Below are 14,581 nucleotides of genomic sequence, written 5' to 3' on the forward strand. Positions count from 1 at the left end.
ATTTGTGAGCCCATTAGTTTTGGTTCCACTGAGCGCCTAATAACAAGTAACACAAGTGCTAGTATTGCTAGTTTAGTGCCTAAAGCAATGTCTCCGGTAGCAAATTGGTATATTGACCATGGCCCAACAATTGCGATTGAACCTAGTATAGGAATAATGTCGATAATCCAAATGACAATAGACATGACCAGTGCATATTCAGGAGCGATGAACAACAAGCCAATGAAACTACCAACTAAAATAAATAAACTAGCTAGTAATTGTGCTTTCATAAAACCAAATATGACCGAATTTAATCTTGATGTCATAAAGCGAACTTTTTCTGCAGTTGCTGGGGTGAAATGTCTAAAGACCATTTTCTTCAAATCCGTTAAATCTAACATAAATAGAAATAGCGTGATTATGTATACGATAAAACTGACTAAAAAGTTCGGGATTTCAGTAAGTAGGTTAGTGATACTGTCGTAACTTACAAAACCTAAAATCGCTTCTTGCATCAGCTTCATAAATTGATCTAATTCTTTTTTGATTGATGAAACAACTTCAATTGGCATGCCTTGAGTAAAACTGAATAATTTACTCTGTATATTCATCCAAGAAAGTGACAAGGTATTAAAGTAATCAGGCGCAACTTTTGTTAATTGTATAATCTGACCGATCAATTGAGTAATTGTAAAATATAAAGTAGCTGTAGTGAGTAGTAAAAATAAAATAAATATTGTTATAACTGCGGGTTTACGGTTCCAATTAAACTTTTGTTTACTCCATTTTACGATAGGTTCAAGTAAAAATGCCGTAACTAAAGCTAATATAATGGGGACTGCAAGGGGAAGTATAAAGGTAATGAAAAGTACAATAATTAAAATAAGTAAAGAGATAATCAAAAACTTTTTAGTAATCCACTTGGGCATTCGCAACACCTCATTTTCCATATGTTATAAGTATAGACAACATTTGCACATTTGAAAAGTGATAGAAAAAACGCCGAAGAAATAAATTCTTCGGCGTTTCCATTATGCGCGAATTTCAAATGCATTGATATCTGCTTTAACAGCAGTTAGTGTTTGTTGACAAGACTTCACTAGGTGTTCTGGGAACACTTCTTGGTCACCATACTCAACACCATGTGGGTAGTAGTGTTTGCCGACAACAGGTTTCATTAAAGTAATGATTGCATCGTGAGCACCAACGTCTCCGTCTTTTGTAAAGCCGAAAATACGTAAGTAGAATGTACCTTCTTTGATTTCGTATTTTTTGTCATACGTTACACGTTCGTAATCCCATTGTCCTTCACGAACTAGACCGTGATTTAACATAATTTCATCTAATAATTCTAAATCAGCTGCTGTATTTTCAATACCTGTGTTTTCGAAATACATACAATCGTCCTCCTTTTACATGCTTAACCTTAAGTCGAGCGTTCCATTTTATAATAGTGTAATTTAGCGTTTGTTGCAATGACAACATTGTGTCAATACACTTTAGACTGATATAATAGACTCATCATTTATGTTATTAGGAGTTGTCATATTGAAGGTATTGGTTAAAATTTTAATTTTTTTAGCAATTATTCTAACTGTCATATTTTATTCAGACCAAACCATTCAAGAAAATGATTTATTAGAAGCTCCAAGTTCAACAGGTCAAGCTTTGCCTCAAGAAAACTTGTCGCTACCTACTGGTGAAGGTACTATTCCGCGACCTGAAAAAGGCCTATCCACCTTGGTAGGCCAAAATACAAATGAAATAGTCAATTCTTTTGGGGAACCTAATCGGATTGAAGCCTCAGCATTTGGTTATGATTGGTGGGTATATAACGACTCACTCACAAGTTATATGTTAATAGGTGTAACAGATGATACGATCACTCAAGTGTATATTGCTGGGGAAAACCTTGATGCTTTTCCATATCAAGTTGGACAAACGATCGATGATTTATACCGTTTCACCATAATTGAATCTGAAATTTCAGTTCAATTAGAATCAAATGTTTATACGTTTACTATTAATGATGTAGATACGAAAAATCGATTACTAGTAGAATTTAATGGACTATATGCACAAATCTATGTGGACGAAGTAGACGGGGTAGTGGAAGCTATTCGATTTACTGATCCTCGTACTACAGTACTTCATCAACCTTACGAAATGACGTATAAAGGTGACTACCTAGCAGCTGATGTCCCTTCTACTACTGAGCAAAAAGCAATTAACGAATCAAATGAGCGTTTACTATTTGAGTTGACGAATGTTTATCGTGCAAGGCATGAAGTGGATGCAGTGGTTGAAGACTTTGCTCTTGGTATTGTTGCACGTAAACATAGTGAAGATATGGTAATGGAAAACTATTTTTCACATGAGTCTCCTGATTTTGGGGATTTGGAAAACCGCTTAAAGGAATCAAAAATTTTGTACGACAGTGCAGCGGAAAACATTGGATCCAATTATTATGATTCTGCTGAAGTTGTGCATGGCTGGTTAAACTCGCAGGACCATCGAAAAGTTTTGCTGAAAGCTAATTTCACACACTTAGGTGTTGGTGCATTCGGTAAATTTTATACACAAAACTTTGTAGAACGAGAATTACTTAATAGTGAGAATATTAATGAATAGTGGAATTTATCCAAGTGCCTTCTTCAGAGGAACCAAAGGGGCGAATATGCAGTGGGACGTGGTGCTTAGCAGCCATGTCTACTGCTTTTTTTTGTATGAGCGGATGTTTGGCTGTTTCACATAAATGCTGAAGCTTTTCATAAGAAACATGGGATAATTTTTGTACATTCGTAGAACTTTTAGGGTCACTTGACATAACTCCAGGGACATCTTTATAAAATTCGACTGCATTAGCCTTGAATAAAGACGCTAACAAAATAGCCGTTAAATCACTACCTCCTCGGCCTAATGTTGTAAATCGATGGTCAGTTGTAATGCCTTGAAATCCAGGAACGATGACACAGGGAATATGTTGGAGTAATTCTTCAATGGCTTTTGTAGATGTTTTAATGATTGTAGCGTCTCCAAAACGGTCATCTGTATATATTCCAGCCTGGACGCCATAGGCTAATTGACAAGGGATTTGCTCCTTCAAACATTCTGCATATAATACAGATGATGAAAGTAACTCCCCACAAATTGCTGCAACATCTTTAGATTCAGGTGCTAGTTGAAAAGCATCCGTTAACTGTATGAGTGTATCGGTGGAATAGGGGTCTCCAAGCCTGCCCATAGCGGATACGACAACTATAACCGATTTATATTTGGCTAAACCTTCTTTAATGTGATGGATACATATTTGACGCGATTCTTTATCTTTCATCGCGATTCCTCCAAATTTCTGCACAATCATTAAATCCGCTCCTTATTATCATGAGTGACATTTTCCCGCAATCATACATACGATGAAACTACCTTGACTGTAATGTATTCGGTCAATTTTATTTTGTGTAGGAGGGGTACAATGGCTTTTGTCATTGCAGATTTAATAAAAGACTGGCCGTGTACATGGTTACATGGGTCATTTAATGAATGGATAAGAGGTGTGAAGGAAGATTCGAGAGAGGTGCAGAATGGTGATGTCTTTGTTGTAATCAAGGGAAGACATGCCAATGGAGCTGTTTATATACACGAAGCAATACGTAACGGGGCAGTTTGTATCATTTCAGAAAACCGGGAAGATGGTCAGTTTTGTAGAGATGTGGCCTTTGGAATTGTTCCAAATACCCGTACTTTTCTTTCTCATGCTAGTTCTCGTATTCATGGAAATCCATCACAACAATTACACATAGTTGCAGTTACTGGAACGAACGGCAAGACAACCGTAAGTCATATGATTGGTCAACTTCTTACATTTCTTGGTCATCGTACAGCAGTAATTGGAACGTTAGGACTTTATATTAATGGGGAAAAAATTATAGAAAATTTCCCATCACTCACTACTTGGTCTGCAACTCATCTTCATGATACGTTTGCAAAGCTCTTAGCAATGAATGTAACTCATGTCATCATTGAAGCCTCATCAATGGGATTAGCGCAACATCGGTTGGATCATTGTTCTATCCAGCAAGGTGTCTTTCTAAATATGGGTCATGACCACTTAGAAGATCATAAAGGTATAGAAGCCTACAAGAAAGCAAAATGTAAATTACTACATTTATCGAAAAAAATCGTCGTGAATGAAGATGATCCTTTTTGGTATGAAATAGCTAAAAAAAGTGATAAAGAAAATAAATGGTTTGGAAAAAAACAGTTGAAATTAGAAGAACTTAAACCGTTATCGATGACTTTAAAGTTGAATGACCGAGAGAGAGAGTATTCTTTTGAAGTAGGATTTAGCGGGGTCTATAATGTATCGAATATTGCAGCTGCTATAGCGACTGTACGTCAAATGAATATACCGATGCACTCAATTATCCCACACCTCCCACACCTAACTTTACCAGCAGGTAGATTCCAATACATTATTAAACAGCCTTTTCAAGTGATTATTGATTATGCTCATACGCCTGAAGCTTTAAAACATGTTCTTTCTTCAGCGGCACAAATAACGACAGGGAATTTACTTGTGGTATTTGGTTGTGGTGGGGATCGTGATCAATCTAAGCGAAGTGAAATGGGCGATATCGCTGCTTTATATGCAAAATATTTGTGGGTAACATCGGATAATCCACGTTCAGAGGATCCATTAAAAATCTGTCATCAAATCATCGAAAATTTACCAGAGTCTAATAATATTCATATTGAAATTAATCGAGCAACCGCAATAGAACAAGCGCTGAGATGTTTGAAACCGGGAGATTTATTATGTATCGCTGGAAAAGGACATGAGTCTACCCAGCACATAGGGAATCAAGTCTTGCCTTTTTCAGACGAACAAACCGTTCGAAAACTATTAACTTCTTTATCTACTTCGTTGAATAACGAAAAATGAACCTGTACCAATGGCTAATAGTTTCCCTTGATCGTCTGTAACTTGTCCAGTAGTTACCATTGTTTGGTGACCTTTGTGTGAAAAGAACGCACGTGCATGTATATTACCTTCAGTAGCAGTTGCTAAATATGTAACAGATAAGTTCGTCGTTACAGCAGCTTTATCTTCAGGAAGAGAATGAGTTGCTAAAACACCCATGGCGGTATCTAGCAATACTCCTATGATTCCTCCGTGAGGGATGCTTAAATTGTTATGAATTAACGGTGTAATTGGAATAGAAACCGTGCAGGAATCGTCTGTTAACGTCCGTTCCATATGAAGTGCAGCACTTAAGTAAGTAGACATTTCTCCTGATTGTTTCTTCTCAAAGCCATCCATCCATTTCGATAAAATAGTTAAATCTTCTTCTGTAGAATTGCTGATAATCTGTTGAAATTGCTTAAATAATAATTCTTTCATTGAAATCTCCTAACTTTTAGCAAATGCATGTCTTTTATTTTCGGTAGTCAATCTGTTATGATAAATACAGATTGGAGGAATAGCCGATGATGATGATGACCTCAGAATGGGCTTCCATTATGGATGAAGGAGATAGTTTGACACAAATGATCTTATCCTCCGAGCAAGCTGAATACTTCAAACAAGCTTATTTTGCCGTCTACACAGACGATTTGTTAAAAAGACAAATTGCTTCGTTTACGCGACTTAAAGAACAATATGAAGATGTTCAACGCTTTGGGAAATATCATCCAGACTATCAACACGTAATGAAGTCGATTCGTGTACAAAAACGCGCACTCGATATGAATGAACGCGTCGCTACGTTAAAATTAGCTGAAAACGAATTGCAAGATTTGTTAGATCAAGTCAGCTTACTTATAGGTAAAACCGTATCTGATTCAGTTAAGGTACCTGTTAGCAACCCATTCTTCGCAGCTGCTTCAGATTCTTCATGTAGCACGGGAAGTTGCGGAACAGGTGGCTCTTGTGGCTGTTCAGCTTAAGATAAATGCTAACCGATTGTAACTTGTATCGGTGGTGCAAAACAAAGAAAAAGGATGTGCGAGTTAGCTGCACATCCTATTTCTTATGCGTTTTTTTCAGCCAATAAAGTAACCGCTATATCAGGTCGGTCGGTTATGATACCTTTTGCACCTGCAAGAAGTAAACGTTCCATTGTGTATGAATCATTTATTGTCCAATAGTGGGCGGGTACATTTAAATTACTTAAGAATTTGATGAAACCCTCGCCATCTAGTGGGAAAACACCCGATTTTACAGGGATTTGAACCACATCTGCACGTGGGTGATACAAATGTCCAAACTGGCTTGTATAAGCAGAGTATGCTTTACGAACTTCGTTTTCACCCGCACCTAAAGCTACTGTATTTTGTGCATATAAATTGAAGCGGTCGATTTGTTCGTCATAGAAACTTGTAACGACTACCCGATTTTGCGCACTTAGTTCTTCAATTAAACGCCATAATTTAGAAGGTATTAAACTACCTTCATACGTTTCAGGAGAATCCTTCATATCAATATTTATTAACATTTGTGGAAACTCTTCAAATAACTCACGAAGCGTAACGACGGTTTCTCCTTGACCACGATACTCATAATCTTGTTGAGAACTAATAAACTGATAACCCAAATCGAAAGTCTTCAGTTCCGATAGTGTCATATCAGAAACGCGGCCTGTACCATCAGTAGTGCGATCGATAAATTCGTCATGGAAAACAATGATTTCTTCGTCTTTAGTTAAACGAATATCAATTTCAAATCCGTGAACACCAAGTTCAGCGGATTTTTTGAATGCGATCATAGAGTTTTCAGGAGCAATTTGAGAACCACCTCTATGAGCTAATATTATCGGATGTTCGTATTGCAGAGCTTCCTTATTTGGTCGTTTCTGAGGTTTTGAGAGTACTTTTGAGCCTGCCCAAGCCGCAGCACCAGCTGCTGCTATAGCAAAAGCTACTTTTGTTTTCTTTCCCATGCCTAATTCCTCCTTAAGCAAACTTGCTTATATCAGTATAAAGGATATTATACCAAACTGACAGCTTCAAGCGGTTGCGAACGTTTTCTTTCATATGGTATTCTTTTAAGTAAGAAAAGAGGGAACACGCATGAATGACCGACAAGGGCTAATTGTATATGTGCATCATTTAAAACAAGCGAAATCGCTGAGAAAATATGGCCATGTCCAATTTATTTCTCGGAAACTTAAGTATGTCGTTATGTATTGCGACCTCGATCAAATTGAAGCGATTTCCACGAAGTTACAAAAGCTTCCGTTTGTTAAAGAAGTCAGTCCGTCTTACCGTCCTTTTGTTAAAACTGAATATGAAAATTCTAAACCAGATAAAGCGAAAGAATACGACTATAAAACTGGCTTATGACTTAACTTAGAGGCGGCAATATGTGATGTAATCTAAGTAAACCAGTAAGGTACTGATGGTACAATGCCGGTTCTGCAAAATAAGATGAATGCTTAACTTCAAGACGGTGTGGGGAGTAATTTCTTTCCTGCAACGTCTTTTCAATTAATAGGATTCGCTTACTTGTTTTTTCAGCAGAATACTCAATGCCTTCTCGACAGTAATAAATAGGCATGAAATTACCCTCAGTTGCTGGTTTTAAGATGAGAGCAACACTCAATTTTTTGACGTCCTTCAACACAGATGTGAAAATACATACATGATGAAAACGATCTTCGTTTGTTTTCAGCAATTCCAACCACTCATAAATATCGCTATAACCTTCTCCGAGTTCAATAAAACGTTGAATCATACGAGAATGACACATCCTTTCTTAAGCATCTTATCATGGCTGTTGCCATGAAGCATACGCAAAAGTAAGACATGACTATATAAATAACTGATGAAATAGTCAAGGAGGAACTTCATGAGAGTAATATCTGGAACACGCAAAGGTCTTCCTTTAAAAGCAGTGCCAGGATCAGGTACCAGACCAACAACCGATAAAGTGAAAGAATCGATTTTTAATATGATAGGACCTTATTTTGATGGTGGACTTGCTGTTGATTTATTTGCAGGGAGTGGTGGACTTGGCATCGAATCCCTCAGTCGAGGAATTGACACATGTATTTTTATTGAAAAAGATCCTCGGGCCATCCCAACTATTTATGAAAATTTAAAAAAATGTAAACTAGAAGATCAAGCAGAAGTATATAAAGCAGATGCTTCGAGAGCTATAAAAGCACTAGAAAAGAGACAAGCTAAGGTAGATTTATTATTCCTTGATCCACCTTACGAAAAAGTTGGCTATTATGAATTAATAAATCAATTCGTAGAGAAAAATTTGCTAACTGACAATGCCATCATTCTTTGTGAACACGAAAAAGGAGTAGATCTTCAAAATCAATATGGAGCGTTTACTCTGTCAAGAAAAGAACTTTATGGGAGCACCATCATTTCGATTTATCGACAGGAAGAAGGACAATGACATGACTAAGATTGCAGTAGTGCCAGGCAGTTTTGACCCCGTTACATTTGGTCATTTAGATATTATTAAACGTGGTGCATCCGTCTTTGATGAAATACATGTAGTCGTGTTAAATAATTCGTCTAAAAAACCTTTATTTACGGTGGAAGAACGAATGGCATTAATTAGCGAAGTGACGTCAACATTACCGAATGTTCATGTTGACTCCTTTTCTGGATTGCTTGTTGACTATGCTAATAAAGTAAATGCTCACGCAATTGTGCGTGGGTTAAGAGCTGTATCAGATTTTGAATATGAAATGCAAATCACATCGATGAACAGAGTTCTTGATGAAAAAATCGAAACGTTCTTTATCATGACGAATAATCAATATTCGTTTCTTAGTTCGAGCATCGTAAAAGAAGTAGCTAAATATGGTGGGAACATTTCTGAGCTTGTCCCTAAACAAGTAGAAGCGGCCTTGAAAATGAAATTTGGTTTTGAATAAACAATTATCGTTTAACTGCTACACAATAATCTAAAGAAAAAGAGTTGGACTTGTGACCTTGTCACTTGAACGACTCTTTTTTTATAGATCATTCTAAGTCGGGTGTGCGTCTCAGGCAATCTTTCAAACCGGAAGTACACAATAGCATTCACTGAGTAACAGGTCTCCAGTCCGCTTTGGACGCTTAACCTCCTGCAAAATAATCTAAAGGACAAGTTTGTGAATGCTTCACTTCACCCAACTCTTTTTTACAGATCATCCTGCGGCGGGTGTACATCCCACGCTCCCTTGCAGCCTGAACGTACACAGTACTTTTGGTTTGGTTAACTAAAGATTAGAAGGCTTCTTTAAGTAGATGTTCGGTCGAAGATGCAATTTCGACCTTATTCTGCTTCATTTATGTTTGCTATTAAAGAATACAGTTGATATAAAAACATACAAAAGAGTTCATTTGCGCCTAGAATGCCGCAAGAAAGAAAAAGACCAAGGTTGGTCTTTTTCTTTGCGACGAGTAATCGCAGGAGCAGCTCTTTGAAGAATGAGACCCATAAGTATGTGGATTTCATACTTGTGGGCTCATGCGAAACGTGCGGCCAGCGCAAATGAACGATAAAGAACATTAGAATCCGGAACTTGAAACTTTTATTCATTACGATACGTCTACAAGTAAGTTAAAAGATTCGTAGGTTGGCTTATAGAAAAAATGAGGATCTTATAGAAAAAGATAACAACTTCCTACAAATAGTAGAAAATGTAGTAAGCGATAAAAAACATAAGGTTTTAAAGAAAGTTTAGCTGATTTAGCCAACACCATGATTTGCATATGTATACTCAAGCCATTGAATGATAGGATGCTAACAACTAAAAGAGGGAAGAACGTTTCCATCTTAAACAATTGATGAGCTATTTCTAATCCAGCAGTCATTTCAAACAACGAATAGATAAAGACAGATACTTCATGAGGTACCCCATTAAATATTACTCTAATAATTTCTCTTATGACGGTACTGATTGTTGTAAAGAAGACAACGGTTGTTGCGACCAATAGTAGAATCGAGGCTGTTTGATTAATGCCTTCACTTAATGGAGAAGTGACGGGTTTAACAATTTGATTATTTTTAACGATTTTTGGCATGGGTACGAATAGATGGAGAAACACTAAAAACATCAGATTGATACTATGCAGAATTAGCAAAAGGACGATTCCTGAATGGGCAGAAGAAAGAAACTGGGCTCCAACTACTCCGACAATAAACATGGGACTGGGTGCATGACAGATTCCGAGCAAGTGGCTCGCATGTTTTTTACTGATCATACTTGACTGTGTAAGCGTTGAAATTGTAGCAGCTCCGGTAGGGAACCCACCAAATGCCCCAATGGCATAGATTTTGATGCTATTGCTGACATGAGACTGCCATTTGTTTTTCTTATATAGTTCATACAATAACCATTGGGAAACCACCAGGTAAGGCAATAAATAGGGTAAAAGTCTCTTTAAAAAGACTTCAAGTCCTAATTGTGCTCCTTGGTGAGCAATACCTGGCATAAAAATAAATAGTGTCATGAGAAACCAACAAATGAATAAAATGGTCTTGTGTAGCATGCGGAATTTCCTCGTTTCAACCGTTTTGTCAGAAGTAAAGTGAAAGTGCTACACTATATATATGCACAAAGAACGCTTGTCAGCATGGAGGTGGATAAACATGTTTAAGAAAAGTACAATTGGCTTTTTATTAATCTGTATTTTATTGATTAGCGCTAGTTTTTATCCAGTCGATGCCTACATCACAAAACCAGGTGGAGCTTATCCACTAGAACCACTCGTAAGTGTCCAAGGTGGAGACGAAGATGATAATGGGTCAATGAGTTTAATGACTATCGCTTTATCAAAAGCGACGCCATTAACTTATGCATGGGCTAAAGTGTCAGATGAACAAAAAATACTGGAAACGAATCAAGTGAGAAATCCAGATGAAGATGATGAAGAATATAATGTTCGCCAACTCCATCTCATGTCACAGTCGCAGTTCAATGCTATCCAAGCTGCATTTGAAAAAGCAGGAAAGCCATATGAAGTCACAACAAAAGGCGTGTTTATTTTAAATGTATTACCTGGTGGTGCTGCTGATGGATTGCTTAAAGCTGGAGATCGTATCATTAAGCTGGATGAAGTGGTGAGTGATAATCAACAAGATTTAGTCGACTATTTGGGGGAAAAGAATGTAGGAGATATCGTCACCTTACAAGTAGAACGTGAAGGCGAAATCGAGTCAGTAGAAGTGGAACTAAAACCAATCCCGAGTGAAGTCAGTCGAGCTGGTTTAGGTATTTCATTTACAGAAGACAAAGAAATTACTACTACGCCAAAAGTAAATATTAGTGCAGATGATATTGGCGGGCCTTCAGCAGGACTGATGTTTACATTAGAAATTCTGAACCAACTAATGGATGAAGACTTAACAAAAGGCTATAACGTGGCAGGAACAGGCACGATGCAAGAAACCGGTGAAGTTGGGCGGATTGGTGGAATTGATTTAAAAGTAATTGCTGCACATGAAGCGGATATCGAGATTTTCTTTGCACCTGATGACGAGTTACCAGAGGAAGTTTTGAAAAATAATCCTTCTCTTCGCTCGAACTATTTGGAAGCACAAGAAGTTGCGGAGAATATAGGCACGACCATGAAGATCGTGCCAGTAAAAACACTTGATGATGCATTAACGTATTTAGAAAAAATGGAAACGAAAAAAGATTAAATGATAATCGGACGCTTGCGATAGTCTAAACCAATTGGTCGTTCTATTTTAGGCGATTGTAGTCCCAATTGATATAAATCTGTTGCTATAATATCTAAATCTAATAAAGAGTCTTTTGTTGCTGCAGCTCGACTAACGAGCGGCAACGAAAGACTTTTTTTCTTTTGATTTAAATATCGTTGACCGTTATGTGTCATGCCAAGTACACGTAGATAGGTCGGATTTGGATGTGAATTAAGTGCTTCCCATGTAAATCCTGTATAAATATGTGTGAGCATACGTTGTATACGTGTCCAAGTGTATCGTTTGGATTTAACGTGTGTCATGAATTCTTCAAACGTTTCGCTTTTGATAGCGGCTTCGTATATTAAATGCTCGATGCCTTCTGTCACTTCTGCGTAAGAAGCGAGTTCTTTTACAGATGAACGAATGATGGTAAATCGAAGGAGTGGCCAAAATTGTGGCCAACTACCAAACACACCAACAGAATCTTTCCATTTTACTAAATGGTCAAGTGATGTTTGAGGCATGAAGTTCGCCAACGCATCGATTGATCCTTCTTCGAAAATAGCCTTACGAATGCCAGTGGCGCTAGCTATTGATTGGCTTTCATCAACATCGTCATGGTAATTAGCAACTATTCTTTGGATTGTATAAGGCTTCAAACGAGCGTTCATTTGATATGCTGCTTCTACATAATGATAACCAAGAATATTGTTTGGTTTTGATAAGTCCACCAACTGTAGGTTTGTTTCTTTAGTTATTTCAGCGTAGGACTGATTTAAAGCTTTGGGATAACTTAAACCAAGTTTCATGTATTGTTTAATCAAATTTTGGTAAGTCTGTTGTTGTGATGAAATGACTTCATATGTGTTAGTAAAGGGTTCAATTGTACCTTCTTCACTGCCAAAACAAAATGCATCACATCCAATGGCTTCTAATAATGCAATAGACCCACGTGCAAAGTCACTGGCTTGTGCTGTAGCAAATACGTAAGGAAGTTCGATAACGAGGTCTACGCCAGCTTTTAAGGCCATTTCAGCGCGAGTCCATTTATCCACAAGGGCAGGTTCGCCTCGTTGCAAAAAATTTCCGCTCATAACAGCAATAATAATCTCTGACGCTGTTTTATTACGGGATTCTTTGATATGATAGAAGTGTCCGTTATGAAACGGATTATGTTCGACGACTATACCAGTTGCTTTCAAGATTGTGACCCCCTTATCATATTAATTGATTATACGGGTCAAAATATGGAGTGACAAGAAATTATCTTGACATCTAATTTCCTGCATTATATAATCAACTTTGTTGTCTTGAGGTGATAAACGAATGAAATGGGCAATTCATCAACTATCTAAATATCGCCATGACGGGATGCCAATTGACGAAATGGTCCAATTGGATGAAGTTATGACACGTAACCCGGACATCCGGAAAATCTCACCCGTTCATGTAAAAGGGCATTGCACATTTGGTGCAGCGCAAATGACTTGTCATTTTCAACTTACAGGCACCCTTACTTTACCATGTGCTCGCACGTGGGAAGATGTTGAGTATCCGTTTGAGATTCAAACAGATGAACTTTTTAGTTGGTCAGAGGCACATAAGGAAGACGATGGTGATATTCATATTGTAGAAGGCGATGTTATAAATGTCGATCCGATACTTGAAGAATTAATTATAGTCGAAATCCCTATACAAGTGTTTAAGGAAGGTGCAGAGCATCAACCGATACCTGGCGGCAAAAACTGGTCGTACTTAACAGATGAGGAATTGGCTGCAAAAGAAGAAAATGAACCTAAAAAATCGGATCCTAGACTTGCTGATTTAGCAAAGTATTTTGATCAAACAGACGAATAACGATCTGTAAGGAGGTGCCACCAATGGCTGTACCGTTTAGAAAGACTTCTAAAACAGTAAAAAGAAAACGTCGTACGCATTTCAAATTATCTCTACCTGGAATGGTAGCTTGCCCAAACTGTGGTGAATCGAAATTGGCTCACCATGTTTGTAAATCATGCGGACATTACAAAGGGAAAGAAGTTGTAGCGAGCAAATAATTCAGTATTTGTTCATATTAAAGGCTATCAGAGAGACCATGGCTCTCTGATGGTCTTTTTCTCTATTTACTAGGAGGACAATACATATGCCATATACTATTAATCTTGAAGACAATATTTGTCGTTTCACTATTAATCGACCACAAGTCCGCAACGCAATTAATCTTGATGTTATTGTTGGTTTTGAGGAACTAATTACAGCTGTACATAATGATTCAACTATAAAGTTTGTCGTCATCACGGGTGAAGGAGACGATGCGTTTTGTTCGGGAGGCGATTTGTCGATTTTCCACGGACTACATACGGCAAAAGACGCGTTCCCAATGCTTGACCGAATGGCTACTGTGTTATACAAACTCGCCACACTCCCTGTGCCTGTAATTGCCCTTGTAAATGGTCATGCGGTAGGTGGTGGCTGTGAAATTGCCACTGCTTGTGACTATCGTTTAGTATCTTCACGAGCAAAGTGCGGCTTTATTCAAGGTTCTCTGGCCATTACAAGTGGTTGGGGTGGAGGCACGTTTTTATTTGAGAAGCTACCAAGACAAGATATAGCTATGCAAATGTTGAGCGAAGCAAAACCTCTGACTTCTGCTACAATGCTAGACAACGGGTGGGCGACGCAAGTTTACGAAGATAACAAAGAAATAGCCTTACAGACATTTCTTGCAGAAATGAAACAAGTAGAAACGTCCGTACATCGTGCCTATAAACAAATGCTGATTCGGAAATGGACGGGGCAAAATCTAGTAGACCAAATAAGAGAAGAAGTCCAAACTTGTTCTATACTTTGGGAAGCGGATGAGCATCATCAGGCAGTACAAAAATTCTTAACGAAACGAAAATAACTTCTATTCTTTTTCTTCGCGCATATAGTAGAAAA

General features: G+C 37.7%; 18 protein-coding genes. 10 read left to right on the plus strand and 8 right to left on the minus strand.

The genetic code is table 11. The features are described from left to right. The coding region (gene ytvI, locus WBG45_RS14000; protein ID WP_424415515.1) for a sporulation integral membrane protein YtvI at window positions 1-911 on the minus strand (911 nt) is incomplete at its 3' end. Between the two features lie 102 nt (window positions 912-1,013). After that, window positions 1,014-1,379 carry a YugN family protein gene (locus WBG45_RS14005; RefSeq protein WP_424415517.1) on the minus strand — a complete coding sequence of 122 codons (366 nt, stop codon included), beginning with the start codon at window positions 1,377-1,379 and terminating at the stop codon, window positions 1,014-1,016. 151 nt (window positions 1,380-1,530) lie between these two features. Here WBG45_RS14005 and WBG45_RS14010 point away from each other — a divergent pair, with 151 nt between their 5' ends. After that, window positions 1,531-2,613 (plus strand): CAP domain-containing protein, encoded by a 1,083-nt coding sequence (locus tag WBG45_RS14010; RefSeq protein WP_424415519.1) that lies wholly within the window; start codon window positions 1,531-1,533, stop codon window positions 2,611-2,613. Here the strand turns inward: WBG45_RS14010 and WBG45_RS14015 are convergent. After that, the gene (locus WBG45_RS14015; RefSeq protein WP_424415520.1) at window positions 2,603-3,346 is read right to left on the minus strand and encodes an aspartate kinase; all 744 of its coding nucleotides are present in this window, start codon (window positions 3,344-3,346) and stop codon (window positions 2,603-2,605) included. The genes WBG45_RS14010 and WBG45_RS14015 overlap by 11 nt on opposite strands. Before the next feature lie 111 nt (window positions 3,347-3,457). On the opposite strand from WBG45_RS14015, the gene WBG45_RS14020 reads away from it, so the two are divergent. After that, window positions 3,458-4,927 carry a UDP-N-acetylmuramoyl-L-alanyl-D-glutamate--2,6-diaminopimelate ligase gene (locus WBG45_RS14020; protein WP_424415522.1) on the plus strand — a complete coding sequence of 490 codons (1,470 nt, stop codon included), beginning with the start codon at window positions 3,458-3,460 and terminating at the stop codon, window positions 4,925-4,927. On the opposite strand, the gene WBG45_RS14025 is transcribed toward WBG45_RS14020, so the two are convergent. Next, window positions 4,898-5,386, minus strand: coding sequence for a PaaI family thioesterase (locus tag WBG45_RS14025; protein WP_424415524.1), 489 nt, complete (start codon window positions 5,384-5,386; stop codon window positions 4,898-4,900). The two genes, WBG45_RS14020 and WBG45_RS14025, sit on opposite strands and share 30 nt — an antisense overlap. An 89-nt stretch (window positions 5,387-5,475) precedes the next feature. Here WBG45_RS14025 and WBG45_RS14030 point away from each other — a divergent pair, with 89 nt between their 5' ends. After that, entirely contained in the window at window positions 5,476-5,931 is a 456-nt protein-coding gene (locus WBG45_RS14030) for a YlbF family regulator (protein ID WP_424415996.1), read from the plus strand. 83 nt (window positions 5,932-6,014) lie between these two features. On the opposite strand, the gene WBG45_RS14035 is transcribed toward WBG45_RS14030, so the two are convergent. Further along, entirely contained in the window at window positions 6,015-6,923 is a 909-nt protein-coding gene (locus WBG45_RS14035) for a glycerophosphodiester phosphodiesterase (RefSeq protein WP_424415526.1), read from the minus strand. A gap of 130 nt (window positions 6,924-7,053) precedes the next feature. Between WBG45_RS14035 and WBG45_RS14040 the strand changes: the two genes are divergently transcribed. Beyond that, window positions 7,054-7,326, plus strand: a complete 273-nt coding sequence (locus tag WBG45_RS14040) for a YlbG family protein (protein WP_024535106.1) — start codon at window positions 7,054-7,056, stop codon at window positions 7,324-7,326. 1 nt (window position 7,327) lies between these two features. Here WBG45_RS14040 and WBG45_RS14045 read toward each other — a convergent pair whose 3' ends face one another. Next, on the minus strand, window positions 7,328-7,717 hold the full coding sequence (locus WBG45_RS14045) for a DUF7147 family protein (RefSeq protein WP_424415528.1): 390 nt from the start codon (window positions 7,715-7,717) through the stop codon (window positions 7,328-7,330). Window positions 7,718-7,831: 114 nt separating this feature from the next. Here WBG45_RS14045 and rsmD point away from each other — a divergent pair, with 114 nt between their 5' ends. Then, complete coding sequence (gene rsmD, locus WBG45_RS14050) at window positions 7,832-8,392, plus strand: 16S rRNA (guanine(966)-N(2))-methyltransferase RsmD (RefSeq protein WP_424415530.1); 561 nt, start codon at window positions 7,832-7,834, stop codon at window positions 8,390-8,392. A 1-nt stretch (window position 8,393) separates the two neighbouring features. Beyond that, complete coding sequence (gene coaD / locus WBG45_RS14055) at window positions 8,394-8,879, plus strand: pantetheine-phosphate adenylyltransferase (protein WP_108584498.1); 486 nt, start codon at window positions 8,394-8,396, stop codon at window positions 8,877-8,879. 712 nt (window positions 8,880-9,591) lie between these two features. Here coaD and WBG45_RS14060 read toward each other — a convergent pair. Beyond that, window positions 9,592-10,443, minus strand: coding sequence for a hypothetical protein (locus WBG45_RS14060; RefSeq protein ID WP_424415533.1), 852 nt, complete (start codon window positions 10,441-10,443; stop codon window positions 9,592-9,594). Between the two features lie 139 nt (window positions 10,444-10,582). Between WBG45_RS14060 and WBG45_RS14065 the strand changes: the two genes are divergently transcribed. Beyond that, complete coding sequence (locus WBG45_RS14065; RefSeq protein ID WP_424415535.1) at window positions 10,583-11,635, plus strand: SepM family pheromone-processing serine protease; 1,053 nt, start codon at window positions 10,583-10,585, stop codon at window positions 11,633-11,635. Here the strand turns inward: WBG45_RS14065 and WBG45_RS14070 are convergent. Then, window positions 11,632-12,843 (minus strand): nucleotidyltransferase, encoded by a 1,212-nt coding sequence (locus tag WBG45_RS14070; RefSeq protein WP_424415537.1) that lies wholly within the window; start codon window positions 12,841-12,843, stop codon window positions 11,632-11,634. The two genes, WBG45_RS14065 and WBG45_RS14070, sit on opposite strands and share 4 nt — an antisense overlap. 124 nt (window positions 12,844-12,967) lie before the next feature. Between WBG45_RS14070 and WBG45_RS14075 the strand changes: the two genes are divergently transcribed. The 3 genes from WBG45_RS14075 (at window position 12,968) to WBG45_RS14085 (ending at window position 14,546) form a co-directional block, all read left to right on the plus strand. Then, window positions 12,968-13,498 carry a YceD family protein gene (locus WBG45_RS14075; RefSeq protein WP_424415539.1) on the plus strand — a complete coding sequence of 177 codons (531 nt, stop codon included), beginning with the start codon at window positions 12,968-12,970 and terminating at the stop codon, window positions 13,496-13,498. 23 nt (window positions 13,499-13,521) lie between these two features. After that, window positions 13,522-13,698 carry a 50S ribosomal protein L32 gene (rpmF, locus tag WBG45_RS14080; RefSeq protein ID WP_024535098.1) on the plus strand — a complete coding sequence of 59 codons (177 nt, stop codon included), beginning with the start codon at window positions 13,522-13,524 and terminating at the stop codon, window positions 13,696-13,698. A gap of 86 nt (window positions 13,699-13,784) precedes the next feature. Beyond that, the gene (locus WBG45_RS14085; RefSeq protein ID WP_424415542.1) at window positions 13,785-14,546 is read left to right on the plus strand and encodes an enoyl-CoA hydratase/isomerase family protein; all 762 of its coding nucleotides are present in this window, start codon (window positions 13,785-13,787) and stop codon (window positions 14,544-14,546) included. Window positions 14,547-14,581 lie beyond the last annotated feature (35 nt).

Origin of the sequence: Paenisporosarcina sp., from assembly GCF_049671445.1 — a bacterium.
In the GTDB taxonomy this organism is placed as follows: Bacteria; Bacillota; Bacilli; order Bacillales_A; family Planococcaceae; genus Paenisporosarcina.